This window comes from Streptomyces sp. NPDC088762 (genome assembly GCF_044750905.1).
GTDB lineage: Bacteria > Actinomycetota > Actinomycetes > Streptomycetales > Streptomycetaceae > Streptomyces.
Genome location: NZ_JBIVKT010000022.1, coordinates 49,267 through 75,417 on the forward strand (window position 1 = coordinate 49,267; position 26,151 = coordinate 75,417).

Annotated in this window: 20 protein-coding genes; 13 read left to right on the forward strand and 7 right to left on the reverse strand. The window is 73.8% G+C overall.

Annotation, left to right across the window (positions count from 1 at the left end; genetic code table 11):
- Positions 1–153: 153 nt before the first annotated feature.
- Positions 154–1,269 (reverse strand): hypothetical protein, encoded by a 1,116-nt coding sequence (locus ACIP5M_RS33225; protein WP_401203955.1) that lies wholly within the window; start codon positions 1,267–1,269, stop codon positions 154–156.
- A gap of 327 nt (positions 1,270–1,596) precedes the next feature.
- Between ACIP5M_RS33225 and ACIP5M_RS33230 the strand changes: the two genes are divergently transcribed.
- Both ACIP5M_RS33230 and ACIP5M_RS33235 read left to right on the forward strand, forming a co-directional pair.
- The gene (locus tag ACIP5M_RS33230) at positions 1,597–3,240 is read left to right on the forward strand and encodes an MFS transporter (RefSeq protein WP_401203957.1); all 1,644 of its coding nucleotides are present in this window, start codon (positions 1,597–1,599) and stop codon (positions 3,238–3,240) included.
- Positions 3,241–3,372: 132 nt separating this feature from the next.
- A complete protein-coding gene (locus ACIP5M_RS33235; protein WP_401203960.1) occupies positions 3,373–4,545 on the forward strand; it encodes an acyl-CoA dehydrogenase family protein in 1,173 nt (390 codons plus the stop codon).
- Positions 4,546–4,554: 9 nt separating this feature from the next.
- Here ACIP5M_RS33235 and ACIP5M_RS33240 read toward each other — a convergent pair whose 3' ends face one another.
- Complete coding sequence (locus ACIP5M_RS33240; RefSeq protein ID WP_362050927.1) at positions 4,555–5,004, reverse strand: cell division protein SepF; 450 nt, start codon at positions 5,002–5,004, stop codon at positions 4,555–4,557.
- 283 nt (positions 5,005–5,287) lie between these two features.
- Here ACIP5M_RS33240 and ACIP5M_RS33245 point away from each other — a divergent pair, with 283 nt between their 5' ends.
- From ACIP5M_RS33245 to fxsBH, 5 genes are all read left to right on the forward strand, one after another.
- Positions 5,288–6,601, forward strand: a complete 1,314-nt coding sequence (locus ACIP5M_RS33245) for a DUF5685 family protein (RefSeq protein ID WP_401203962.1) — start codon at positions 5,288–5,290, stop codon at positions 6,599–6,601.
- Positions 6,602–6,695: 94 nt separating this feature from the next.
- The gene (locus tag ACIP5M_RS33250) at positions 6,696–7,511 is read left to right on the forward strand and encodes a DUF1684 domain-containing protein (RefSeq protein ID WP_401203964.1); all 816 of its coding nucleotides are present in this window, start codon (positions 6,696–6,698) and stop codon (positions 7,509–7,511) included.
- 133 nt (positions 7,512–7,644) lie between these two features.
- Complete coding sequence (locus ACIP5M_RS33255) at positions 7,645–8,529, forward strand: S1 family peptidase (protein WP_401203966.1); 885 nt, start codon at positions 7,645–7,647, stop codon at positions 8,527–8,529.
- An 80-nt stretch (positions 8,530–8,609) separates the two neighbouring features.
- On the forward strand, positions 8,610–9,185 hold the full coding sequence (locus ACIP5M_RS33260) for a hypothetical protein (RefSeq protein ID WP_401203969.1): 576 nt from the start codon (positions 8,610–8,612) through the stop codon (positions 9,183–9,185).
- Positions 9,092–11,284 carry a radical SAM/SPASM protein FxsBH, inactivated beta-hydroxylase extension form gene (fxsBH, locus tag ACIP5M_RS33265; protein WP_401203971.1) on the forward strand — a complete coding sequence of 731 codons (2,193 nt, stop codon included), beginning with the start codon at positions 9,092–9,094 and terminating at the stop codon, positions 11,282–11,284. Before ACIP5M_RS33260 ends, fxsBH begins: the two co-directional genes overlap by 94 nt.
- 199 nt (positions 11,285–11,483) lie before the next feature.
- Here the strand turns inward: fxsBH and ACIP5M_RS33270 are convergent, their stop codons facing one another.
- Positions 11,484–12,038 (reverse strand): TetR/AcrR family transcriptional regulator, encoded by a 555-nt coding sequence (locus ACIP5M_RS33270; RefSeq protein ID WP_401204156.1) that lies wholly within the window; start codon positions 12,036–12,038, stop codon positions 11,484–11,486.
- Between the two features lie 186 nt (positions 12,039–12,224).
- Here ACIP5M_RS33270 and ACIP5M_RS33275 point away from each other — a divergent pair, with 186 nt between their 5' ends.
- Together ACIP5M_RS33275 and ACIP5M_RS33280 are read left to right on the forward strand one after the other, a co-directional pair.
- Complete coding sequence (locus tag ACIP5M_RS33275; protein WP_401203974.1) at positions 12,225–13,634, forward strand: purine-cytosine permease family protein; 1,410 nt, start codon at positions 12,225–12,227, stop codon at positions 13,632–13,634.
- A 69-nt stretch (positions 13,635–13,703) separates the two neighbouring features.
- Positions 13,704–15,359, forward strand: a complete 1,656-nt coding sequence (locus ACIP5M_RS33280) for an amidohydrolase (RefSeq protein WP_401203975.1) — start codon at positions 13,704–13,706, stop codon at positions 15,357–15,359.
- A gap of 277 nt (positions 15,360–15,636) precedes the next feature.
- Here the strand turns inward: ACIP5M_RS33280 and ACIP5M_RS33285 are convergent, their stop codons facing one another.
- Complete coding sequence (locus ACIP5M_RS33285; RefSeq protein ID WP_401203978.1) at positions 15,637–16,776, reverse strand: DUF3533 domain-containing protein; 1,140 nt, start codon at positions 16,774–16,776, stop codon at positions 15,637–15,639.
- Between the two features lie 186 nt (positions 16,777–16,962).
- Between ACIP5M_RS33285 and ACIP5M_RS33290 the strand changes: the two genes are divergently transcribed.
- The 3 genes from ACIP5M_RS33290 (at position 16,963) to ACIP5M_RS33300 (ending at position 22,580) form a co-directional block, all read left to right on the forward strand.
- Entirely contained in the window at positions 16,963–20,547 is a 3,585-nt protein-coding gene (locus tag ACIP5M_RS33290) for a DNA polymerase III subunit alpha (protein WP_401204158.1), read from the forward strand.
- Positions 20,544–21,557 (forward strand): hypothetical protein, encoded by a 1,014-nt coding sequence (locus ACIP5M_RS33295; protein ID WP_401203980.1) that lies wholly within the window; start codon positions 20,544–20,546, stop codon positions 21,555–21,557. The genes ACIP5M_RS33290 and ACIP5M_RS33295 overlap by 4 nt, the downstream gene beginning before the upstream one ends.
- A 162-nt stretch (positions 21,558–21,719) precedes the next feature.
- Complete coding sequence (locus ACIP5M_RS33300) at positions 21,720–22,580, forward strand: esterase/lipase family protein (RefSeq protein WP_401203983.1); 861 nt, start codon at positions 21,720–21,722, stop codon at positions 22,578–22,580.
- A gap of 59 nt (positions 22,581–22,639) precedes the next feature.
- Here ACIP5M_RS33300 and ACIP5M_RS33305 read toward each other — a convergent pair whose 3' ends face one another.
- Positions 22,640–23,683 (reverse strand): lytic polysaccharide monooxygenase, encoded by a 1,044-nt coding sequence (locus ACIP5M_RS33305; protein WP_401203985.1) that lies wholly within the window; start codon positions 23,681–23,683, stop codon positions 22,640–22,642.
- 208 nt (positions 23,684–23,891) lie between these two features.
- Positions 23,892–24,443 carry a DUF402 domain-containing protein gene (locus ACIP5M_RS33310; protein WP_401203987.1) on the reverse strand — a complete coding sequence of 184 codons (552 nt, stop codon included), beginning with the start codon at positions 24,441–24,443 and terminating at the stop codon, positions 23,892–23,894.
- Between the two features lie 71 nt (positions 24,444–24,514).
- Between ACIP5M_RS33310 and ACIP5M_RS33315 the strand changes: the two genes are divergently transcribed.
- Entirely contained in the window at positions 24,515–24,904 is a 390-nt protein-coding gene (locus ACIP5M_RS33315) for a GntR family transcriptional regulator (protein WP_401203990.1), read from the forward strand.
- A 69-nt stretch (positions 24,905–24,973) separates the two neighbouring features.
- On the opposite strand, the gene ACIP5M_RS33320 is transcribed toward ACIP5M_RS33315, so the two are convergent.
- A complete protein-coding gene (locus tag ACIP5M_RS33320; protein WP_401203993.1) occupies positions 24,974–26,071 on the reverse strand; it encodes a DUF5925 domain-containing protein in 1,098 nt (365 codons plus the stop codon).
- Positions 26,072–26,151 lie beyond the last annotated feature (80 nt).

The window sequence follows — 26,151 nt, forward strand, 5'->3', positions numbered from 1 at the left end:
ATCCACTGTCCCGCCGATTATTTCGCACACTTACCCCGGCTTTATCGCGGCAGGTCATTTCCTTTGCCGAAAGATGGAGGGGAATGATCTATTCCGTTACGTCGGCCGGTTCGGCGGGTGCTACGCGTGCCGCCACGTCAGGCCGCGCGGACGTTACGGAGGTCCCGAGCCGTTCAGCCAGAACGCCCCGTAGGCCGCCGAGGCCAAGGCGGCCGCGCCGAGCACCGTGGCCGCCCGCCGGGTCCGCCACCCGGCCAGCGCCACCGCCACCGGCAGCAGCAGCGGGAAGGCCGGCAGCAGCAGCCGGGGCTTGGAGCCGAAGTACCCCGAGGCGCAGAGCGCGAGCGCCACGACGATCCCGCCGTACACGAGGAGCGCGGCCGGCTGCCGCTGCCGTACGCACCGCCCGTACAGCCACAGCACCAGCACGACCCCCGCGATCAGCCCGAGCCCGGCCGCGAAGGCCGGCGAGGTCAGCTTCGCCCCGATGAAGCGGGCGAAGGCCCAGCCGCCGTCGAAGCCGTTGCCCCAGCCGGCCTGCACGTCCAGGTACCCCAACGGCCCGCCGCCGGTGCTCGCGCCGACCCACAGCGCGTACCCCGCCGCCCCCAGCGGTGCCAGCAGTACGCCGGCGGCCATCCGCCAGGACCGCTCCCCGCGCCGCCAGGCCAGTACGGCCGCCACCCACACCGCCGCGACCACCGCCGCGCCGACCGGGCGGGTCAGCCCGGCCCCGGCCGCGAGCAGGCCCGCCGCCGGCCACCGGCCGCGCAGGGCCCCGTACACGGCCCAGACGGCGAGCGCGGTGAACAGCGACTCGCTGTACGCCATGGACTGCACGATCCCGACGGGCAGCGCCGCCCAGACGGCGACGGCCAGCACCCCGGCCCGGCGGCCGTGGAGGAGCTCCGCCACCGCGAAGATCCCCCAGGCCGCGGCGAGCCCCGCCACGGCCGAGACCACCAGGCCCGCCGAGCCGTACGAGAGCCCGTTCGGCGCCGACACCAGCCGCTCCAGCCAGGGGAGCAGCGGGAAGAAGGCCAGGTTGGAGTGGACGTCACCGTTCGGCAGGAGCACCTCGTACCCGTACCCCTCCGCGGCGATGCGGGCGTACCAGAGCGAGTCCCAGCGGGCCGACAGCAGCGTGTGCGGGCTGCTGCCGGCCGCCGCGCACCACACCGCGAGCACGGCCAGGCCGAGCAGCCGGACCCCCGCGAAGACGGCGAGCGCGGGCGCGGCCCGGCGAAATCCAAGATCTTCCACGGGCATGATTATCGGTGGCGGCGGCCGGGGGACGGCCGACGGGCCGCCAGTGGGCGGCTGCTGGACGGCGGATGGGCGCGGCCGAGAACCACGGGCCGTGAGCGCGCGTGTACGCGGGGGAGGAGCGGGGTGGGAGTGAGTGGCGTACGCCACACGACGGCCGCCGCCGGGATGAGAGCTTGGCCACGTGTCGGGCAGACGAACTCGCGTACGCTGACCGTTCACTCGCGTGTCGATGCCGGACCCCGTTGGACGCCGCACAGCGCACCACCCCCCGCGGCTCCGTCAGACGCTGGTCCGCCGAGCGCGAGGGATCACCTGGGAGGTACATGCATGTCGGGGACGAACGCGACCGGGACCAGGACCCCATCCCCCTGGCAGCGGCTCTGCGCGGCCTCCGGCGGGACCAACCGCTGGGTCGTCCTGGCGGTCCTGTGCGTCAGTCTGGTCCTCGTCGCGCTCGACGCGACGATCCTGCACGTCGCCGTCCCCTCCGTCACGGAGGACCTGCGCCCCGGCTCCATCGAGCTCCTGTGGATCGTCGACGCCTACCCCCTGGTCTGCGCCGCCCTGCTGATCCTCTTCGGCACCCTCGGCGACCGGGTCGGCCGCCGCCGCATACTCCTGCTCGGCTACGGCCTCTTCGGCGTGGCCTCCGCCATGGCGGCCCTGGCCGACAACGCCCAGGTCCTCATCGCCGCGCGCGCCCTGCTGGGCATCGGCGGGGCGATGATCATGCCCGCCACGCTGTCGATCCTGCGCCAGGTCTTCCCCGACCGGCGCGAGCGGGCGCTCGCCATCGGCATCTGGACCGCAGTCGCCGCGATCGGCGCCGCGAGCGGTCCCGTGCTCGGCGGCTTCCTCGTCCAGCACTTCTGGTGGGGCTCGGTCTTCCTCATCAACATTCCGCTGATGGCGCTCATCCTGCCGCTGGGACGCTGGCTGCTGCCCGAGTCGAAGGGCTCCGCCGACGGGCCGTGGGACGTGCTCGGCGCGGTGATGGCCGCCACCGGCGTGCTCGGCACGGTCTTCGGGATCAAGCGGCTCGGCGCCGAACGCCAGCTGCTCGACGCCCAGGCGCTGGTGCCGCTGATCCTCGGCGTGGCCCTGCTCGTCCTGTTCGTCCGGCGGCAGAAGCGGCGGACGCACCCGCTGATCGACATGCGGATGTTCTCGCGCGCCGCCTTCTCCACCGCGGTGGGCTGCATCGTGCTCGCCATGCTGGCGCTGGTCGGCCTGGAGCTGATCGCCGTCCAGTACCTCCAGCTGGTGCTGCACCTGAGCCCGCTCGAGACCGGACTGCGGCTGCTGCCGCTCACCTTCGCCGCCATGGCGGCCGGCGCCACCGGCTCCTACACCCTGGCCCGGATCGGACCGCGCACCATGGTCTCGCTGGGCTTCGTCCTGACCGCCGGCGCCGTGCTGCTGCTGACGCTCATGGGGCAGCACGACCGGCCCGTGCTGCTCACGGTCGGCTTCGTCCTGCTCGGGTTCGGGCTCCAGACCACGCTGTTCGCCGCCTACGAGTCGATGCTGAGCGAGGCCCCGGCGGCCAGCGCCGGTGGTGCGGCCTCGATCGGCGAGACCTCCTACCAGCTGGGCGCGGGCATGGGCATCGCGCTGCTGGGCAGCGTGATGAACGCGGCGTACCGGCCGGGGCTGCTGGGGGTGCCGGGGGTCTCGGCGGCGGACTCGGCGGGCGCCGCCCATTCTCTGGGCGAGGCCTACCAGATCGCGGCGCAGCTGGGCGGGACCGCGGGGCAGTCGCTGTACGCCGCCGCGCGGCACTCGTTCGTGCAAGGGCTGCACGTGACGCTGGTGGTGAGTGCCGGGCTGCTGCTCGCCGGCGCCGTGATGGCGCTGAAGCTGCCGCGGGTGATGGAGTGCGGGGCGCCTGCCGGCGGGCCGGATGCGGTGCGGCTGCCCGCGCAGGCTTCGGCGGAGCCGTACGTGGCTCCTGCGGAGCGGGTGGGCTGACCGCCCCTGCCGGGTGCGGCGCCGTTGCGGTGTGACCAGGTAGGGCTTGATCGGTGGGGAGGGGCGCGTCTAGCGTCGGCCGCGGTGCAAAACTTGCGCTGCTGGGTACGACTCAGGCCGCCGGGAGGCCCCGTGTCACCGTTCCTGCCTCATGATCCGCTCGGGCTCGACGAGCTGCTCGGGCCCGAGGACCTCGCCATCCGCGACACCGTGCGCGACTGGGCCGCCGACCGGGTGCTGCCGTACGTCGCCGAGTGGTACGAGAGCGGGGAGCTGCCCGGCATCCGGGAGCTGGCCCGTGAGCTCGGGGCCATCGGGGCGCTCGGGATGTCCCTCACCGGCTACGGCTGCGCGGGCGCCAGCGCCGTGCAGTACGGCCTCGCCTGCCTGGAGCTGGAGGCCGCCGACTCCGGTATCCGCTCGCTGGTCTCCGTACAGGGGTCGCTGGCCATGTACGCGATCTGGAAGTACGGCTCGGAGGAGCAGAAGCAGCGCTGGCTGCCCGGGATGGCCGCCGGTGAGCTGATCGGCTGCTTCGGCCTGACCGAACCGGATGTCGGCTCGGACCCGGCCGCGATGCGGACCTACGCCAAGCGCGACGGCGGCGACTGGGTGCTGAACGGGCGCAAGATGTGGATCACCAACGGTTCGGTGGCCTCCGTCGCCGTGGTGTGGGCGCAGACCGACGAGGGGATCCGCGGCTTCGCCGTCCCGACGGACACGGCCGGGTTCTCCGCGCCGGAGATCAAGCACAAGTGGTCGCTGCGGGCCAGCGTGACCAGCGAGCTCGTCATGGACGACGTGAGGCTGCCGGCCGACGCGGTACTTCCCGCAGTCACCGGGCTGAAGGGACCGCTCGGCTGTCTCAGCCACGCGCGGTACGGGATCGTCTGGGGGTCCATGGGCGCGGCGCGCGCCAGTTTCGAGGCCGCCCTCGCTTACGCGAAGACGCGCGAGCAGTTCGGAAGGCCGATCGGCGGCTTCCAGCTCACCCAGGCCAAGCTGGCGGACATGGCCCTCGAACTCCACAAGGGCATCCTGCTCGCCCACCACCTGGGCCGGCGTATGGACGCGGGCACCCTGCGGCCGGAGCAGATCAGCTTCGGCAAGCTCAACAACGTCCGCGAGGCCATCGAGATCTGTCGCACCGCGCGGACCATCCTCGGTGCCAACGGGATCTCCCTCGAATATCCCGTCATGCGGCACTCCACGAACCTCGAATCGGTCCTCACCTACGAGGGCACCGTCGAGATGCACCAACTGGTGCTGGGCAAGGCGCTCACCGGGCTGGACGCCTTCCGGTGAGAACCCTGCCTAGCTCTGGTTGAAGAAGTCGCGCGAGCGGCCGCCGGGCTCGCCGCTCACGATCTGGGTGTCGGCCGGGGTCAGCAGGAAGACCCTGGTCGCCACCCGCTCGATCGAACCGCGCAGCCCGAAGGTCAGGCCGGCCGCGAAGTCGACCACGCGCTTGGCGTCACCCGGGTCCATCGACGACAGGTTCACGATCACCGGGACGCCCTCGCGGAACAGCTCGCCGATTCCACGCGCGTCACGGAAGCCGTCGGGGGTGACCGTCGCGATCCGGCGGCCCTGCTCGACAGCCGACTCGGAGGCCACCCTGACGCGCGGGTCGGTGACCCACTGCTCGCCGGGACCGGCCACCGAACCCTGTGCCGGCTCCGCGTAGTCGTCGTCGTAGTAACGCTCGTCGTCGCTGTCCTCCACGAGACCCAGCCAGGCACTCGCCTTGCGCACCGAACCCATGGACGCCTCCTTTCACCGCGGTCAGTTGTCTTCTCTCCGCTGCCCCTATGGTCGTCCATGATGCTGACAACGCGCCAAGTGGATAGTCGCGGCGCAGTGGTTTCGTGACGGTACTGGTGCAGAACATCCGTTGCACGGTCAAGGTTCCTGGCGGCTACCACTGCTGACTGAGTGAAAATACGACTGGTGCCACCGTGCGGGTGACCGGTGGGGACGTACGGGTGAGGCGCGCGGCTGGATACGATGCCCCGCAGGCACGCGCACGACACACGGGGGAAGCGGTTTGTTCGGCATAGTCAGACCCTGCACGCACCGGCTGGGAGAGCGGTTCAAAACGGAGTGGATGGCCCATCTTTGCGGGCTGTGTCTGGCACTTCGTGGGGACCACGGCCAGTTCGCCCGGATCGTCACGAACTATGACGGGCTGCTCGTCTCCGTCCTGACGGAGGCTCAGTCCGGTCCCGCGCCCGGTGCCCGGCGCACCGCCGGGCCCTGTCCCCTGCGCGGGATGCGCACCGCCCCCGTGGCCAACGGCGAGGGGGCGCGGCTCGCGGCCGCCGTCTCGCTCGTCCTGGCCTCCGCGAAGGTGCGGGACCACGTGGCCGACCGGGACGGGCTGTTGGCCCGGGCCCCCATCGCCGCCGCCGCGCGCAGGGTCGCCCGCGGCTGGGACCGGGCCGGCGCCCGCACCGGGGCCTCGCTCGGCTTCGACACGGCGGTCCTCGTCGACGCCGTGGACCGGCAGGCGGGCATCGAGACGCTGGCCGGCCCCGGCACGCCGGTGCTGGTGGTGACCGAGCCGACGGAGACCGCGACGGCCGCCGCCTTCGCGCATACCGCACAGCTGGCCGGACGTCCCGGCAACGCGCCGGCGCTCGCCGAGGCGGGCCGCTACTTCGGGCGGCTCGCGCACCTGCTCGACGCGGTGGAGGACCAGGGCGCGGACGCCGCGGCGGGCGCCTGGAACCCGCTCACCGCCACCGGGACCTCGCTCGCCGAGGCGCGGCGGCTGTGCGACGACGCGCTGCACGGGATCCGGCTGGCGCTGCGCGAGGTGGAGTTCGCGGACGCCGGGCTCGCCCACCGGCTGCTCGTGCACGAGCTGCGCACCTCGGTGGACCGGGCCTTCGGGACCGGTGGCTGCGGGCACACGGCGACGGCCTCCGCCGGGCAGGGCGGCGGGCCGTACGCCGCGAACCCCTACGCGGCCACGCCCCAGGCCGGCGGCGGCCCCTACTCCTCCGCCCCCTACGGCTCCCACCCCTACGCGCCGGGCGCGCCGCAGCAGGCCCCGGGCGGACCGGGCCAGCCGCCGCCGATGGGGCCCGGCGGTGGCGGCTGGGGCGGTGGCGGTGGCGGAGGCGGCTGGGGTGCTCCGCCCCCGCAGAAGCCGCGCCGGGGGCTGCTGGCCGGCTGCGCGGTGGCCGTGGGGCTGTTCTGCACCTGCCAGCTGTGCTGCACCGAGCACGAGGGGCCGTGGTCCAGGGAGAAGAAGCAGGCCTGGTGCGACGACTGTGACTGCGGCAACTGCAACTGCGACGGCTGCAACTGCTGCTGCGGCGACGGCGGCTGCTGTGACTGCGGGTGCGACTGCTGAGGCCCCTTCAGGCTGAGGGCCCCTTCACGACGTTCAGGCCCGGACGGAGTACCCCGCGGTTCCCGTCCGGGCCGGCGTGGAAGGGTTGACCGGCATGAACGACGACGCGGACGACCCGCCCGCCGCCTGGCGGACCTGGCACGAGCATCGGGTGGCCGCGGTGTCCGCCCCCCACGGCCCCCTCGCGCTGACCGGAACCTTCTGGCTCGCCGACTACCCGGAAGGTCGAATTCCGGCCGTTCCGGGGCAGTGGCGCGCGACCGGCGCGGGAGTCGCGCTGACGGCCGCCCCCGGCGATTCCCTTCGGCTTGACGGCGAGCCCTTCACCGGTGACGCCGTACTCGCCGCCGACGAGGCCGCGCCCGCCCACGCGCGGGTTTCCGCGGGGGAGCGGCGGGTCGTCGTCATCCGGCGCGAAGGAGAGTGGGCGGTACGGGTCTTCGACCCCGCCGCCGCGACCCGCCGGGCCTTCACCGGTATCGAGGCCACCCCCTACGACCCCGCCTTTGCGCTGCCGGGACGCTTCCGCCCGTACGGGGAGGACCGGACCGTCCGGGTGGAGAACGCCGACGGACGGACGCGCGGACTCGGCCTCGGCGGCGAGCTGGGCTTCGCCTTCGCGGGCGTCGAGCACACTCTCCGGGTGGCCGTCGACGAGCAGGACGGCAGCCTCTGGGCGGTCTTCGGCGATGCCACCGGCGGGCACTCCAGCTACCGCTTCCGCTTCCTGAAACCCGGCACCCCGGAGCCGGACGGCTCGATCACGGTGGACTTCAACCGGGCCCTGCTGCCGCCCTGCGCCTTCACCGACCACTTCATCTGCCCTTTCCCGCCTCCGGGGAACACCCTTCCCTTCGAGGTGGCGGCGGGCGAGCGGCGGCTGAAAGGCGCCCTTGCGACCGGTATCTGACGCCAGGACACTCCCGACAGTGCTTGTCAGGGACACGGCGCAAATCTAGGCGCTCCCCGTGCCCCCGGCTGCGCCTCACGGGCTCCGGCACCCCCACGACAGCCGGGCCCCCGAACCTCTCGGAGGACGATAAGTGAGGATCAAGAGCATCACCCGTACCAGGCTGCTCGCGGTGGCCACCGGCCTGGCCGCCATCGCAGCACTCGCCGCCCCCGCCGTGGCGAACGCGGACGCACAGGACGGCGGCTTCAGCGCCGCACGGCTGGCCTCAGCCGGCGCATCCGTCCTGCGTGCCGACGTCGCCGGCACCGCCTGGCACGCCGACCCCGCCACCGGGACCCTGGTGGTCACCGCCGACTCCACCGTCTCGGACGCAGACCTCGCGAAAATCAAGCGCGAGGCCGGTGCCGACGCCGGCGCCCTGCGCATCGAGCGCACCCCCGGCAAACTGACCAAACTGCTCTCCGGCGGCGACGCGATCTACGCCTCCAGCTGGCGCTGCTCGCTCGGCTTCAACGTGCGCAGCGGCAGCACGTACTACATCCTCACCGCCGGTCACTGCACCGACGGTGCCGGCACCTGGTGGAGCAACTCCTCCCACACCTCCACCATCGGCACCACCGTCGGATCCAGCTTCCCGACGAACGACTACGGCCTGATCAAGTACGCCAGCAACTCCCCGGTCCCGCCGGGCACCGTCGGCAGCCAGGACATCACCAGCGCCGTCAACGCCACCGTCGGCATGTCCGTCAAGCGGCGCGGCTCCACCACCGGCACCCACAGCGGCTCGGTGACCGGCCTCAACGCCACGGTCAACTACGGCGGCGGCGACATCGTCTACGGCATGATCAAGACCAACGTGTGCGCCGAACCCGGCGACAGCGGCGGCCCGCTCTACTCGGGCACCCGCGCCGTCGGCCTCACCTCGGGCGGCAGCGGCAACTGCTCCTCGGGCGGAACCACCTACTTCCAGCCGGTGGTCGAGGCCCTCAACGCCTACGGGGTCAGCGTGTACTGACCCGCCTCGCCTGCGGCACAATCGTGAGCCCCCGCCCAACTCCCGGGCGGGGGCTCAACGTTGGCGAGGGGGAGGCACGCATGACCAGTGCACCGTCCGGTCGGGGAGGCTCCGCGGCCGATGCGCAGCGGCGGATCCGCCGCAACCGCTGGCTGTTCACCGCACCCCTGGTCCTGCTGTGCGTGCTCGGCGCCGTCCTCGTCTGGGAGATCGTCCGCGGCAACATGCCCGAGGCCTCCCGGTCCGCGTGGCCGTGGCGCCTTCAGCTGATGAGCGCCGAGCCCCTCGCGAGCCTGCTGGCCGTCTCGGCGGGTGCCGTCCTGGCGCGGGCCCAGTACGCCCGTACGGTACGGCCCGCACTGGGATGGCGGTCCGAGTTCGTGGCGGGACAGCTGCCGGGCACCGCCAAGGCCTGGAGCGTGGGGGTCCTCAACGGGGGCCAGCACAACGTGGTGGTGGACCACGTGGACTACCGGGTGGTCCTGGCCGCAGACCCCGCCGCAGACCCCGCCGACGAGCCGGACCACGAGCCGGCGCGCGGCTCATTCCTTTCCGCGAGTTCGTGGTCAAGGTGCACAGCAGATGCGATCTCGCATGCGACCACTGCTACGTCTACGAACACGCGGACCAGAGCTGGCGGCAACGGCCCGCGGTGATCTCCGAAGCGGTGGCCGAACGGATCGCGGAGCGGCTGGCCGAGCACGCCGCCGCCCACGGCCTGCCCTCGGTGACGGTCATCCTCCACGGCGGCGAGCCGCTGCTGGCCGGCCCCGCCCGGCTGCGCAGGCTGTGCGAGGCGCTCGAGCGGGGCCTCGACGGGGTGGCCGCCCTCGACCTGCGCATCCACACCAACGGCATCCGGCTGAACGAGGCCTTCCTCGACCTCTTCGGCGAGTACGGGGTCAAGGTCGGCGTGTCGCTCGACGGCGACCGCGCGGCCAACGACCGGCACCGCCGCTTCGCGAACGGCCGGACCAGCCACCCCCGGGTCCTCAAGGCTCTCGGGCTGCTCGGCCGGGAGCGCCACCGGCACTTGTACCAGGGCCTGCTCTGCACGGTGGACGTGGAGAACGACCCGCGCGCGGTGCTCGACGCGCTCACCGCGCTCGCACCGCCGCGCGTCGACTTCCTCCTGCCGCACGCGACCTGGGAGACGCCCCCGGCCCGGCCCGGAGGACGCCCCGACGCCTACGCCCGGTGGCTCCTGCGGGTCTTCGACCACTGGGACGGGCAGGGCCGGCCCGTGCCCGTCCGGCTCTTCGACTCCCTCCTGAGCACCCTGCACGGCGGGCCGAGCCTGACCGAGTCCCTGGGCCTGGCGCCCACGGACCTGGTCGTCGTCGAGACCGACGGAACCCTGGAGCAGGCCGACTCGCTCAAGACCGCCCACGAGGGTGCCGCCGCCACCGGCTTCGACGTCTTCGGGCACAGCTTCGACGAGGTGGCCGCCCACCCCGGCATCCGCGCCCGCCGGCTGGGCCTCGCCGGCGTCAGCGCGCAGTGCCGCCGGTGCCCCGTGGTGCGCTCGTGCGGGGGAGGCCTCTACGCGCACCGCTACCGGGCCGCCAACGGCTTCGACAACCCCTCCGTCTACTGCACCGACCTGAAGGCGCTCGTGGAGGGGGTCGAGCAGCGCATCGCCCCCGCCGCCGACGTGTTCGGGCCCGCCGGTACCGCTGCGCCCGCCCCGCTCGCGGCGGCACAGCAGGAGCTGACCCGGCTCCTGCTGGTCCGGCTGCACGAGGATCTGGCCGGCTCCGGCGACGAGGACTGGCAGCGTTCCTGGGAGCTGGTCGAAGCCGTCGAGGCCGAGGCGCCCGACGCGCTCGATGCCGTACTGGACCACCCGTACACCCGCACCTGGCTGCTCGGCACCCTCGACTCCCTGCGCCGGGGGTGCCCGCCGGACGAGCCGCCTGCCTCCCGGCTGGCCGCGCTGGCCGCGGCGGCCGTGGTGCGCGGGCGGCTGGACCTCCCCGTGAGCGTGGTCCTGCGGGGCGGTGAGCTGTACCTGCCGACCCTGGGGCTGCTGCGCACCGGCGGGAGCGCGGCCCGCGTCAAGGCCGCCGACGGGGGGTTCTGCGTACGGGAGGGAGAGGCCGAACGGCGTTTCGCGCGGTCCGATGCCGCTCCCGGCTGGCAGCCCGTACGGATCTGGCCGGGCGCCGAAGCGGGCGGTGCGCCGGTGGCCCTCGACGACCTCGACCCCTTCCGCGACTGCTACTCCCGGCCGCCGCGGCCGAGGCTGGACGCCGCCGGGGCGGCGGCGTGGCGGCGCCGGCTCGACGCGGCCCGGGCGCTGCTGCACCGCACGGTGCCGGATCCGGCGCGGGAGACCGCGGCCGGGCTGACCACGCTCACCCCGCTCACCGGGCCCGGGGGACCGGGCCGGTGCGGGCCCGGGGCGCTGGGCGTGCCCTACGGGGCGGGCGTCCGGGAGACCGCGCTCGCGCTGCTCGCCGGGCGCCGGCGGGCCCGGCTGCGCGAGCTGACCGAGGTGTCCGACCTGTACGTACCGGACGGGGAGCGGCTGCACGACTCCCCGTGGCGGGAGCGGCCGGTGCCGGTGTCGGAGCTGCTGGCCGATGTGGACGCGCAGGTGGCGGCCGAGGCCTACCGGCGGGCCGCCGGGGACGAGCGCGACGGCGACGCGATCGCCCGCGCCCTGGACCGGCTCTCGGACGCGCCGGAGCTCACCGTGACGGGCAGGGCGGTGGTGGCCGGACTGCGCCGGGAGTTCGAGTCGGGAGCCTGAACCGGGAATCATCCGCAGGAGGGGGCGGGCTTGTGGCCCCCTAGGGCCTGTCGTCACACTCCCGTCGTCGCCCGGAGGGCGGCGCCGCGGCGTCTGGTGCGTGCTCTCGGCGTGCCGGGGTACCGGACGTACATTCCGCCCGGTGCGGCGAGAGCACGCACCAGACGTCGCGGGGCAGACGGGAGTTTGACGACAGGCCCTAGAGCTGCGGGACGAGGAGGGCCGCCGCCGAGCGGGCCTGGGCCAGGGCCCGGGCGCGGTCCGCGCCGCGCTGGCCCAGCACCACCCGGGTGCTCAGCCCGTCCAGCAGGGCCAGCAGTTCCGAAGCCCGGGCGGGGACGTCCACGGGGGCGAAGCGGCCCTGCTCCACTCCCTTGGCCAGCAGCGCCTCCAGGTCCTGCTGCCAGCTCTCGTCGATCTCCTCCTGGGCCGCCTTCAGCGGTTCGTTGGAGGCCGTACGGGCCCACAGCTCGATCCACAGCGTCCAGCGCGGGTCCCGCGGCCCCTCGGGGAGGTAGAGCTCCAGGAACTGGTCGAGTTTGCGGGCGGCCGTCACCCGGCGGCCGAGCAGGGCCCGGCGCTCGCCGGTGAGCAGCTCCTCGCTCCAGCGCAGGGCCTCCAGCAGGAGCCGGTCCTTGCTGCCGAAGTAGTACAGGATGTGGCCGCCGCTGGTGCCGAGGCGCTCGGCCAGCGCGGACATGGTGAGCGCCGCCAGCCCGTTCTCGGCGATCGCCGCCATGGCCTCTTCCAGCATCCGCTCCTGGGCGATCTGCCCGTCGCGCCGCCGTGCCGCCCCAGCTCCCGCTCGCGCCACCGGTCCCACCCTCCGTCTCACCTGGCCCGACTTTATCCCGGCGGGGGTCTTGACGGGGGCGGGGTGCGGCCCTCATCTTGAATGCCGTTCAAGAATTTAGAACGCCGTTCAAGATCAGGGGTGCACATGGCTCAGCAGGACACGGCCGACGTCGACGAGGTGTTCCAGGTCGAGACCCACGGGATCGACCCCATCCCCGACGCGGAACGCCACGGCAGCGCCAAGGACCTCTTCTGGCTCTGGTTCGGCTCCAACCTCACCTTCACCTACGTGATCAACGGCGCCCTGGCCGTGGCCTTCGGGCTCTCCTTCTGGCAGGCCGTCGCCGTGGTCGTGATCAGCGGCCTGTCGTTCTTCGCCGTCAGCGCCGCCGGGCTCAGCGGCATCCGCACCGGGACCGCCACCCTGGTCATCTCCCGCGCCGCCTTCGGCGTCCGCGGCAACTTCCCGGCCGGCGTCCTCAACTGGGTGGTGAGCATCGGCTACACCATCGTCAACACCGTCGTCGGGACCCTCGCGCTGGAGGTCTTCTTCGCCGAAGTGGGCCTGGGCAGCGGCCGTTTCGCACGCGGCCTCGCGCTCGGCATCACCCTCGCGCTCACCTTCGCCGTCGCCATGTGGGGCCACGCCACCGTCCAGTTCGCCGAGCGCTGGATGGCCTACCTGCTCGCCGCCGGCTTCGGCGCGCTGCTCGTCTTCGTCCTGCCCGGCGCGCACACCTCCGCCACCGACCCGGCCGCCGCCCCCGGGCTGTCCGGCTGGAGCCTGGCCTTCGTCGTCATGCTCGCCGGGCCGTTCTCGTACCTGCCGATGCCCGCCGACTACACCCGCTACCTGCCCCGGACCACCTCCCTGAAGTCGATCACCTGGACGGGCGCCCTCGGCGGTTTCATCTCCTCCGTGGCCCTCGGCATCGCGGGCGTCGCCGCCGCGACCCAGACCGACATGACCGACGCGGTCGCGGGGGCCGAGAGCCTGCTGCCCGGCTGGTTCCAGCCGCTGTTCCTGGCCCTCGTACTCGGTGGCTCCGTCACCAACTCGATCATCACGCTCTACTCCTCCAGCCTGAACCTGCAGGTCCTCGGCATCCCGTGGAGCCGTGCCCGGGCCATCGTCATCAGCGCCGCCGTCACCGCGCTCGGCTCGCTCGCCGCGCTCTTCCTCACCGACTTCACCACCTCCCTGCTCTCCTTCCTCTCCCTCCTGATCATCGTGTTCGCTCCCTGGGGCGGGGTCTTCCTCGCCGACATGCTGCTGCGCCGCTGCCACTACGACTCCGACGCGCTGCACGCCGGGAGCGCGGGCGCCTACTGGTACCGCGCCGGCTACCACCCGGCCGGGATGGCCGCCCTGCTCGCCGGCATGGCCTTCGCCGCCCTGATCTGCGACTCCGAGCTGTGGACCGGGCCGCTGGTGGCCCCGCTCGGCGGCGCCGACCTCACGCTGCTCGGCTCGGCCGTCTCCGGGCTCGTCTACTGGGCCCTGGCCCGCGGCCGAGTCCCCGCGTACGCCCCCGCCGCCGCGCCCGCGGCCTGACCCTCGGCCCGACCCGACGGGCCCGACCCGACCAGCACCCCGCCCCCCGCCGCAATGGAGCACCTTCACATGGCACCCCGCCCCTTCCCCGCCGACCTGCTGCTCACCGGCGCCCGGATCCACACCGTGGACCCGCACCTGCCCGAGGCCGAGGCCCTCGCCGTCCACGAGGGGAGGATCGTCTGGCTCGGCCCGGACGCCGAGGCCGCCGCCTGGGCCGGACCGGACACCGAGCGGATCGACGCGGGCGGCAAGCTGGTCCTGCCCGGCTTCATCGACGCGCACAACCACGTACGGCTCGGCTCCGACGACGCCTGCGTACAGCTCGCCGGGGTGCGGACGCTCGACGCGGTCCTCGACCGGATCGGCGCATGGCGGGAGGCCAACCCCGACGCGGAATGGATCGAGGCCGAGGCCTTCGACTACTCCGCGATCCCCGGCGGGCGCATGCCCACCGCCGGCGACCTCGACCCCGTCACCGGGGACACCCCCGCGATCGTGCTCTCGTACGACGTGCACACGGCCTGGCTGAACACGGCGGCGATGCGGCGGCTCGGGGTCGCGAAGGACCGTACCGACCTGCCCTTCGGCACGGCCGCCGTCGACCCGGAGACCGGCGAACCCACCGGCTTCGTCAAGGACTTCGCCGTCAAGGGCCTCTCCCGCGACGGCCACCGGGCCCTGCGCGACCTCGGCGTCCCGTGGGCCTCACCGGACCGCCAGTACGGGCGCCTCGCCAAGAGCCTCGACGACGCGATCCGCTTCGGCATCACCACGGTCGTGGAGCCGCAGAACTCCCTGGACGACCTCGAACTGTACGAGCGCGCGCGGGCGGAGGGCCGGCTGCGCTCGCGGATCGTCGCCGCCCTGTTCCACCCGCGCGGCACCGGCGAGGCCGACCTGGCCGCCTTCGAGGAGGCGGCCCGGCGGTTCTCCGGGGACCGGCTGCGGGTGGGCCCGCTGAAGCTGTACATCGACGACGTGGTGGAGCCGCGCACGGCTGCGCTGCTGGAACCGTACGCGGGCTGCGGGCACCACCGGGGCGAGACCTTCTACCCGGCGGAGGAATTCGCGGAACTCCTCACCGGGCTGGACGCGCGGGGCTTCCAGTGCTTCGTGCACGCCACGGGCGACCGGGGCATCCGTACGGTCCTCGACGCCGTCGAGCACGCGCGGGCGGTCAACGGCCCGCGCGACGCCCGCCACCAGGTGGTGCACGTGGAATGCCTGGACCCCGAGGACGTACCGCGCTTCGCCGAGCTGGGCGTGGTGGCCTGCATGCAGCCCAGGCACTGCGCGCCGGAGATCGCCGGTCCGGGGCAGGACTGGGCGGAGAACGTGGGCGAGGACCGCTGGCACAAGGCGTGGCCGATGCGGAGCCTCTCCGAGGCCGGGGCGGTGCTGGCGTTCTCCAGCGACTGGAACGTGGCCGAGATGGACCCGATGATCGGCATCTACACGGCGCTGACCCGCCGCCCGCTGGACGGCGGCGACCCGTGGCAGCCGGCCGAGACGGTGTCCGTGGAGACGGCGGTGTACGGCTACACGATGGGCTCCGCCTACGCCAACTTCCTCGAGGAGGAACGCGGTTCCCTCACGGTGGGCAAGGCGGCGGACTTCGTGGTCCTGTCCCGGGACATCCTCACCGTCCCGGCGGAGCGCATCCCGGGCACGGTGGCCGAAACGGTGGTGGTGGCCGGCGAGGTGGTCCACCGGGCCGCCTGACCCCACCGGGGGCTCCGCCCCGGACCCGCGCCTCAAGCGCCGGCGGGGCTGGATGTGCCCGGCGATGGCTGAGCCGGGGCTGAACGTGCCGGGCCGGGGTCGGGGCCGGGGTGGGTGTCGTCCGGGACGGGCTTCGATGTTCGGCGCCTGATCCGAGCCGAGTTGTCGGGCGGTACCCGGCGCCGAAGTCATCTCGTTTTAGTCCCGGACGACACCCACCCCGGCCCCGACCCCGACCCTGCGCCGCCCCCGCCGCCCCCGGCGCACGGGCAGGGGTTCACCGGGCGGTGTCCGGGCCCTCGGGTGCCCCGGCCGTGAAGCGGGGGACGGACGGTGCGTCGTCGGGGAGGCCGCTGCCCACGGCGGCTCCTGGCCGGCCCCGGCGCACCACCGAGCAGGCCAGCGTGACCGCCGCGCCCGCCACCGCCCAGGCGGCGAGCACCAGCATGGGGCCGGCCGCGCCGTTGCCCTTGAAGTACGCGACCGAGCGCGCGGCGTAGGTACCGGCGCCCGGTGGCAGTGCCGGGCCGATGGCCCTCCAGAACGGCGGCAGCAGCGGATACGGGTAGGCGCCGCCCGCGCTCGGGTTGCCGAAGACCACGACCAGCAGGATCGCGAGGCCGATGCCGACCACGCCCGCCAGCCCCTGGAAGGCCAGGGTGGTCGCGCCGACGGCGAAGACGACCAGGGTGCCGAGCCCCCACAGGGCGGGGAGGGAGCCGGGCAGGGCGCCCAGGACCGGGCCCGCGATCACGGCGCCGAGCAGCCCGGCGGCGAGGGAGTACACCAGCAGGGTGCCGAGCCGGATGATCGCCCGGTGCATGTTGCCAGGCCGGGCACCGGCGCTGATCGCGAGGATCGCGGCGCACAGGTAGCCGCCCACGCACCAGCCGACGACCAGGTAGAAGGAGCTCAGGCCGCGCGCGTCGCCCGCGTCGGCCGGAGCCACGTCGGTGATCCGCAGGGTCCGCCCCTGCGCCTTCTCGGCCAGGCCGACGATCTGTTCCAGCGCCTGGGAGAGGGAGGCCCCGGCGCCGCTCGCGACCAGCAGCCGGTCGGTCGTGCCGGCCGGGTCGACGATCAGCGCGCCGTCCACGTCCCGCTCCCGGACCTGCCGGAGGGCCTCGGCCTCGTCCTTGGCCACGCGGGTGTCGAGCGGTTCGCCGCGCAGCGCGCCGAGCTGCTGCGCGGTCCGCTCGGCGACCGGCGCGACGGGGGCGGCCACGGCGATCGGGATCCGGCTCGGTTCCGGGTGGTGGAAGGCCCCGATGTACGAGGTGATGAAAGCCAGCTGCAGGGCCAGCACCCCCAGGACCAGCAGGGCTGCCCGGGTGGTCACGGCGTCTTTGATCTCGGCGAGGAAGCCGCCGGACGGTGTGGCGTGCGGGTTCCGGGCGGGCGGGGTGGGCTGGGTCATGCCTCTCACGCTCGACGCGGTGGCGGCGGGGCGCAGCAGGGGTGGGCCGGATGGATGATCGAACAAGTGTTTCGCACGGGTATTCGAATTGCTCTATGGTGGAGACGGGGGAGGTGTTGTAACGAGCGAAGCAGGAGGCCGCGGGTGCCTGGTTTTACGCATCTGCACACCGTTTCGGGGTTCTCCATGCGCTACGGAGGCTCGCACCCGGAACGGCTGGCGGAACGTGCCGTCGAGCGGGGCATGGATGCCCTCGCCCTGACCGACCGCGACACCCTGGCGGGTGCGGTGCGGTTCGCGAAGGCGGCCGCCCAGGCGGGGATCCGGCCGCTGTTCGGCGTCGACCTGGCGGTGTCACCGCCGGCCGGGCCGGCCGCATCGCCTCCCGGGTCGGGGTCGGCCGGGTCGGGGGGCTCGGCCGGCTCCGGGACGGCCGGCGCCGGCGAGGCCTCGTACCGGCGGCGCACCCCCGTCAAGGGTGGCGCCTTCATCGACGAGTCCGCCCCGCGGGCCGTGTTCCTGGCCCGGGACGGGGCCGCCGGCTGGGCCGAGCTCTGCCGGATGGTCACGGCCGCCCACGCCGGGGCCGGGCCGGAGGGGGCCGGCGGGGCCGCGCCGGCCGGGGGCCACCAGCCGGTGGTTCCCTGGGAGGCCCTGCGCGGGGAGGGCGTCTTCGTGCTGCTCGGACCCGGTTCCGAGGTGGGCCGGGCGCTCGCCGCGGGCCGTCCGGACCGGGCCGCGCGGCTGCTCGCGCCCTGGCGGGAGGTCTACGGGGACTCCCTGCGCCTGGAGGCCGTCCACCACGGCCGCACCGGCACCGGCCCCGGCTCGCTGCGGCTGGCCGCCCGTACCGTCGGCTTCGCCGCCGAGCAGGGCGTCCCGGCCGTGCTGACCAACGCCGTCCGCTACGCCGACCCGGGCCAGGGCCCGGTCGCCGACATCCTCGACGCGGCCCGCCGGCTGACCCCCGTCCGGCCGCCGTTCGACACCGGCGAGCGCTGGCTCAAGGATCCCGGCGCCATGGCCGAGACCGCCGACCGGATCGCCCTGGCCGCCGGCCTGCGCCCCGCCGACGCGCGGGGGCTGCTCGCGGAGACCCGGCGCACCGCCGAGGCCTGTGCGGTGGACCCCGAGGACGACCTCGGCATGGGCTCCGTGCACTTCCCCGAGGCCCGGCTCGTCGGCGCGGCCCACCGCACCGCCCAGCGGGTGCTCACCTCCCGCGCCACCGCGGGCATGGTGCTGCGCGGCTACGCGGACGACCCCGCGTACTGGGAGCGCATGCACCACGAGCTCGACATCATCGCCTACCACGGCTTCGCCTCCTATTTCCTGACGATCGCTCAAGTAGTGGACGATGTACGGGAGATGGGCATCCGCGTGGCCGCCCGAGGCTCCGGTGCCGGCTCCCTCGTCAACCACCTGCTCGGCATCGCGCACGCCGACCCCGTCGCGCACGGGCTGCTGATGGAGCGCTTCCTGTCCAAGCGCCGCCGCGTCCTGCCCGACATCGACATCGACGTGGAGTCCGCCCGCCGGCTGGAGGTCTACCGGCGCATCATCGGCCGGTTCGGCGCCGAGCGCGTCGCCACCGTCTCCATGCCCGAGACCTACCGGGTCCGGCACGCCATCCGCGACGTGGGCGCCGCCCTGTCCATGGACCCGGCCGTCACCGACCGGCTCGCCAAGGCCTTCCCGCACATCCGGGCCCGCGACGCCCGCGCCGCGCTGGAGGAACTACCAGAACTGCGCGGCGTACGGGGGGAGTCGTACGGGCGGCTGTGGGAGCTCGTCGAATCGCTCGACGCGCTGCCGCGCGGCATCGCCATGCACCCGTGCGGCGTCCTGCTCTCCGACGCCTCCCTGCTCGCCCGTACGCCCGTCGTCCCCACCAGCGGCGAGGGCTTCCCCATGTCCCAGTTCGACAAGGACGACGTAGAGGACCTCGGGCTGCTCAAACTCGACGTGCTGGGCGTGCGGATGCAGTCCGCGATGGCCCATGCGGTCGCTGAGATCCGGCGCGGCACCGGCAAGGAGCTCGACCTGGACGATCCGGCGCAGGTGCCGCCGGGCGACCGGGCCACGTACGAGCTGATCCGCTCGGCCGAGACGCTGGGATGCTTCCAGATCGAGTCCCCGGGCCAACGCGACCTGGTGGGGCGGCTCCAGCCGTCCACCTTCCACGACCTGGTCGTGGACATCTCCCTCTTCCGGCCGGGGCCGGTGGCCGCCGAGATGGTCCGGCCGTTCATCGAGGCCCGGCACGGGCGGGCGCCGGTGCGCTTCCCGCACCCCGACCTGGCAGACGCGCTGCGCGAGACGTACGGAGTGGTGGTCTTCCACGAGCAGATCATCGAGATCGTGCACGTCATGACCGGCTGCGGGCGGGACGAGGCGGACCGCGTCCGGCGCGGACTGTCCGACCCGGATTCGCAGGCGCGGATCAGGGTGTGGTTCGCGGCGAAGGCGGGCGAACGGGGCTACTCGGCGGAGGTGATCGGCCGGACCTGGGAGATCGTGGAGGCCTTCGGCTCGTACGGATTCTGCAAGGCGCACGCGGTGGCCTTCGCGGTGCCGACGTACCAGTCGGCGTGGCTGAAGGCGCACCACCCCGCGGCCTTCTACGCCGGGCTGCTGACCCACGATCCCGGGATGTACCCGAAGCGGCTGCTGCTGGCGGACGCGCGGCGGCGCGGCGTGCCGGTGCTGCCGCTGGACGTGAACCGGTCGGCGGTCGCCCACCGTATCGAACTGGTGTCCGATCAGAGTGTCCCGGGTGTCCCCGCCGCCGGGACGTGGGGACTGCGGCTGGGGCTGTCGGACGTCCACGGCATCAGCAAGGCGGAGGCGCTCCGGATCGCGTCCGGGCAGCCGTACGCCTCCCTGCGCGACTTCTGGGACCGGGCGCATCCGGGGCGGCCGGTGGCCGAACGGCTCGCGCAGGTCGGGGCGCTGGACTCCTTCGGCGCCAACCGGCGGGATCTGCTGCTGCACTTGACGGAACTGCACGGCGCGCAGCGCGCGGCCGGGGTGCGCGGACCCCAGCTCCCCCTGGAGGGGGGCCGGTCCACCGCCTCCGTCGGGCTGCCGGACCTCTCCGAGGCGGAACGGCTCAGCGCCGAGCTGGGCGTCCTCGGCATGGACGCCTCGCGGCACCTGATGGGGGACCACCATGACTTCCTGGCCGAGCTGGGCGTGGTTCCCGCACGGCGGCTGCGGGATGCGGGGCACGGGCAGACCGTGCTGGTCGCGGGGGCCAAGGCGGCCACCCAGACCCCGCCGATCAGGTCCGGGAAGCGGGTCATCTTCACGACGCTGGACGACGGCACGGGCCTGGTGGACCTGGCGTTCTTCGACGACAGCCACGAGCGGTGCGCGCACACCGTCTTCCACTCCTTCCTGCTGCTGGTACGGGGTGTCGTGCAGCGGCGGGGGCCGCAGAGCCTGAGCGTGGTCGGGGCGGCGGCGTGGAACCTGGCGGAGCTGGTGGAGCTCCGGGCGGCGGGCGGCCTGGACGCGGTCGCGGCCCGCCTGGCCGCCGAGCCGGTCGCCTCCGGCGGGGGAGGGGCCGGTTCCGGCTCTGATCCTGCTTCCGGTTCCGGTTCCGACCCGGACTCCGGCTCCGGCTCCGGTTCCGGGAGCGGCAGTGGGCGCCGGATCCGTATGTCCACGGGGTACGAGATGAACCCCTGGGCCGACCTCCAGCCGCCGGGCGCCGGTCCCGCGACCGGGCGCAAGCTGTGGCACTCCAGTCCGGGGAGCGCGGGATGAGCACCACCGACAGGCGAGCCGTGATGTGCCTGCGGCTGCACCCCGCCGACGGGGGGTCGCTCGGAGCCGAGGCCTACGCCGGGGTGCTCGCGCTGCTCGACGGCCTCACCCCGGCCGTGCAGGCGCTGCCGCCCGACGGGGCCCTCGCCGATGTCCGGGCCGCGCTGCGGTACTTCGGCTGCGACGCCGGCCGGCTGGCCGCCGTGGTCCGGGTCCGGTCCCTCGCCCTGTACGGCGTGGACTGCACCGTCGGCGTGGCCGGCAACCCCATGCTGGCCCGGGCCGCGGCCCGCGAGGCCCGGCCCGCGGGGACCCTGGTGATCCCCGACGAGCCCGCCGCCGTCGTGGGGTTCCTGGCCGACAAGCCCGTCACCGCCCTCGACGGGATCGGCCCCAAGGCCGCCCGCACGCTGTGCTCCTACGGCCTCGACTCCGTCGGCCGGGTCGCCGCCGCCCCGCCCGCCGCCCTGCGCCGGATCCTGGGCGCCCGCCTCGGCCGTGAGGTGCAGGAGCGTGCCCTCGGGATCGACCGGACCCCCGTCCGGCCGGGGCAAGCCGCCCGGGCCATCGCCGCGGAACGGGTTTTCGACCGGGACGAGCTGGATCCCGTACGGCACCGGCGGGCGCTGCTCTCGCTGACGGAGGAACTCGGTGCGAAGCTTCGTACACAGGAACAGGGCGGGGGGCAGGTCTGCCGGGCCCTCTCGCTCACCGTCCGCTGTGCGGACCGCACCACCCTCACGCGTACCCGCACCCTGGCCGAACCCACCGCGCATTCCGACGCGTTGACGGCCACGGCCTACGCCCTGTACGCGGCCCTGGGGCTGCAGCGGGCCCGGGTGCGCGCCCTGTCCCTGCGCGCCGAGGACCTGATCCCGGCCGAACGGGCCGCGCGGCAGCTGAGTTTCGACCCGCAGGACGACAAGGCCCGCCGGCTGGAGGCCGTCACCGACCGCGTCCGCGCCCGCTTCGGGCCGCACGTCATCGCCCGCGGCACGCTCGCGGCATAGCGGACTCCCGCACGACACGCGAGATTTTTACCGACGCGTAACTTCCCAGTTTTGCTACCCACCCGTAATTTGACGGGCAGCAGCACCCCCTTGTGATCCGGATCACGGGACGAACCCCCACCGCCCCATCCCCTTGAGTCACAACCGCAAGGAGATCACACGATGCTGCCCTGGAGACGCCTGCTCCGCCCGCTGGCCGTCCTCACCCTCGCCGCCGCCGCGCTCGTCGCCCCCACCGGCGCCGCGCAGGCCGCGTCCGCCCCCAGCAGCGGCTGGAACGACTGGTCCTGCAAACCGTCCGCCGCGCATCCGCGCCCCGTCGTCCTCGTCCACGGCACCTTCGGAAACTCGTGGGACAACTGGCTCGGCCTCGCGCCGTACCTCGTACACCGCGGGTACTGCGTCTACTCGCTCGACTACGGACAACTGCCCGGCGTCCCCCTCTTCAACGGGCTCGGACCCATCGACAAGTCCGCCGGCCAGCTCGACGTGTTCGTCGACAAGGTGCTCGCCGCCACCGGCTCCGCCAAGACCGACATCATCGGCCACTCGCAGGGCGGCATGATGCCGCGCTACTACCTGAAGTTCCTCGGCGGCGCCGCCAAGGTCAACGCCCTGGTCGGACTCGCCCCCGACAACCACGGCACCACCCTGCTCGGGCTCACCCAGCTGCTCCCGTACTTCCCGGGGGCCGAGGACCTGATCAGCAGCGCCACCCCGGGGCTGGCCGACCAGATCGCCGGATCCGCCTTCCAGAACAAGCTGAACGAGGGCGGCGACACCGTGCCCGGCGTCGCGTACACGGTCATCGCGACCAAGTACGACGAAGTGGTGACCCCGTACCGGAGTGCCTTCCTGAACGGGCCGAACGTACGCAACGTCGTACTCCAGGACCTGTGCGTCCTGGACCTCTCGGAGCACGTGGCCATCGGGCTCACCGACCGGATCGCCTGGCACGAGGCGGTCAACGCCCTCGACCCGGCGCACGCCGAACGGACCACCTGCGCCTCGGTCTTCGACTGACGCGCGGGTGGTCCGCGTGGGCGTGCGGTGAACCGGGTGAACCGGGTGCGCCGGGTGAACTAGCGGCCGTGGCGGCCCGTCGTCGAGCGGCGGCGGGCCAGCCCGAACAGCACGGCCGCGCCCGTGGCCAGGACGCCGGCCCCGGCGATCGCGATCACCGGGGTGGCGCTGCTGCCGCCCGTCTCGGCGAGGTTGGGGTTCTGCGCGGACTGCGACGGGACCGGGGCGCCGGCCTGTGCGTTCGTCTTCGGGTCGTTGTCGCCGTGGCCGTTGTGCTCCACGCTGGACTTGCCGGCGCCCGCGGCGATCTGCTGGTCCGTCGGGGCCTGGGGCCGCGCCTCGGCCGGCTTGCCGGTGGACGGCTCGGCGCTCGGCTTCGCGCTGGGCTTGCCGCTCGGGACGGTGGCCGTGCCGCCGTTGCCCCCGTGACCGCCAGTGCCGCCGCTGCCGCCCCCGTTGTCCTTGCCGAAGACCACGTCCGAGCAGGTGTAGAAGGCCTCCGGGCTGTCCGAGCGCTGCCAGATGCTGTAGATCAGGTGGCGTCCGGACTTGTTCGGGACCGTGCCGGAGAACACGTAGTCGCCGTTCTGCATGCCCGGGTCGGTGACCTTGGCGAAGGGGGCGGGCTCCAGGTCGGACCACTTGAGCGGCTGCGTCGGGTCGTAGCCGTCCTTCGTCACGTACAGCTCGAAGGAACCCCTGTGGGGAGCGGTCCCCTTGTAGCGGAAGGTGTGCGCGCCCGCCGTCATCGGGCTGGCCGGCCAGTCGGCGCGCGCCAGGTCCAGTCCCTGGTACTTGTCGTTGCCGGCGGAGCAGAGCTGGCCGTTCGGGATCAACGCCCGGTGGTTCCCGGCGGCGTTGGCGATGTTCACCGCGTTCCAGTCGTAGAACGCCTGCGCCCCGCTCGCCCCGACGGCCGCCTTGCACGCCGCCGACTTCGGCGACTCCGGGCCCTCCGCGTAGCACGCAGCCACCCGGCTGACCGGGTCCGTCATCGAACCGTGTGCCACCGCGGGCGCGGCGGCGTACGCGGCCACCGCGAGGGGGGCGAGGCCGGCGGAGGCGATACGGGTCAGCGTCACGGTGCGGCGGCGTGCGGGCATGGAGTGACTCCTTCGGGCGCAAGGCAGCTGTGCGCCAGCGGTCGGAGCGGTGCGGCGCCGCCCCCCGGCGGCGCCGTTCCCGGCCCCCCGCTGGCCCCGCCAAGCTAGCTGCCCGGAACCCGTGTTCCGCCCGCTTCGGGCCCCGGAAGCTGATCCTTAGGGTCCGCTTAAGGAAGGGCTAAGCGGGCCCACAGGAAGGGCGTCGCCGTCAGCGGAGGAGAGCGGCCAGGCCGGCCGGGGTCCGGGCCTGGTCGTCCAGGGCGTCGAGGGCCCGGACGGCCTGGGCGGCGGCCTCGGGGTCGCTGCCGGCGAGGCCGCTCGCCGCGAACTCGTCCTCGTCGAGGCGCAGGACGCAGGAGCCGTCCGCCGAGACCCACAGGTCCAGGTCGAGGTCCTCGATCAGGATCTCCCCGCTCCGCACCAGGGCCGGGCGCGTGACGTCGCAGTACCAGCCCTTGAGGACCCCGTCGCCGGTCCACACCTCCTTGACCGCGTACCAGCGCGTGCGCCAGAAGTGCTCGACGAACACGTCGCCGGGCTCGAAGCGCACGAAGCCGAAGTCCCGTACGCCGTCGGCCGCCCAGGGGGCGCGGACGGAGATGCGGTCGCCGTCATCGGCGACCTGCGCGGCCGGATAGCGGATCTTGAGCTTGCCGGCCTTGGTGAGGACCACGGTCAGCTGCTGCTCGGGCACACTGCCTCCATTTTCTTCGTGAAGCGCGTTGCGGGCGCAGATCTCTTCGCGCACCGAAACGGTCATGCGGCCCACGCTACGGGCGCCGTTGTGTCCGGCGCCTCCCCTTTAACCGGCGATGGGGGACAATCACCCGCGTGACCTCGACGAACCTGAAGATCACCATCAGCGGCGCGACCGGCTCGCCCGCCCCGTACGAACAGCTGCGCGCGCAGATCGCGGACCGGGCCCGGTCGGGCCGGCTGCCGGTGGGCTTCAAACTGCCGACCGTGCGGGGCCTGGCGGAGGAGCTGGGTCTGGCCGCGAACACCGTGGCGAAGGCGTACCGGGCGCTGGAGGCGGACGGGGTGATCGAAACGCGGGGCCGCAACGGGACGTTCGTGGCGGCGGCGGGGGAGGGCGCGTCCCGCGAGGCCGCGGCTGCTGCGCAGGTGTATGCGGAGCGGGCCCACCGGCTGGGCCTGACGGAGCCGGAAGCCCTGGCCGCCGCCACCGCCGCCCTCCGGGCCCGGTACGCCGCCGGGTAACCTCCGCCGTGCGCGGGTCCGGGCGGCGCCCGGACGGCCCGGCGCAGCCGACTGACCCGCAGGACACCCCTAGAGGTAGAGGCCCGCCTCCGCCGTGTGCGGCTGGGGCGGGAGGACCGCCGCCGGTCCCGTGCCGCGGCGCAGGGCGAAGAGTTCCGCCAGGCTGGCGCCCTCGCGGGAGACGCCCTCCTCGGTGCCCAGCCAGTCCACCGCCTCCCGGTGGGTCAGCCGGCCGACCTCGATGCGGGCCAGGCAGCGCCCCGGCCGGACCACCGCCGGGTGGAGGCGCTCGAGGTCCTCGTTGGTCGTCACCCCGACCAGTACGTTGCGGCCCTGGCCCAGCAGACCGTCCGTCAGGTTGAGCAGGCGGGACAGTGCCTGACCGGCCGTGTGCCGGGCCTCGCCGCGGATCAGCTCGTCGCAGTCCTCCAGCAGCAGCAGCCGCCAGCGGCCCTTCGCCGTGCCCTCCTCCTCGCCGATCGCGATGTCCATGAGGTAGCCCACGTCGTTGAAGAGCCGCTCCGGATCCAGGACGCAGTCCACCTGGCACCAGTCCCGCCACGACCGGGCCAGCGTCCGCAGGGCGGAGGTCTTGCCCGTCCCCGGCGGCCCGTGCAGCAGGAGCAGCCGCCCCGCGATGTCGTCGGGGGTCACCTTCATCAGCCGGTCCATCGCCCCGGCCACCGGCGCGGTGTAGTTCGACCGCACCTCGTCCCAGGTCCCGGCCGCGATCTGGCGGGTCGTCCGGTACGGGCCGCGGCGCGGCGAGACGTACCAGAAGCCCATCGTCACGTTCTCCGGCTGCGGTTCGGGCTCGTCCTGCGCACCCTTCGTGGCCTCGCCGAGCACCCGCTCCGCGAGTTCGTCGCTGACCGCCGTCACCGTGACGTCCGCGCCCCGGCTCCAGCGGGAGACGAGCATGGTCCAGCCCTCGCCCTCGGCGAGGGTGGCGCTGCGGTCGCTGTCGCGCGCCGAACGCAACACGGCGGCCCCGGTTGGCAGCAGGCTGACGCCCGCCCTGACCCGGTCGATGGACACGCTGTGCGAGTACGGCTGCTCGCCGGACGCGAACCGGCCGAGGAACAGCGCGTCGACCACATCCGACGGCGAGTCGCTGTCGTCGACGTTGAGCCGGATCGGCAGCGCGTCATGCGGGTTGGCTGGCATGGCGCCCATGATCCGGCACAGCGTGCCCTCGCGCACCCGTGTTTCGCCGGATCGGGCGCAAGGTTCCCTCTTCACGGTTC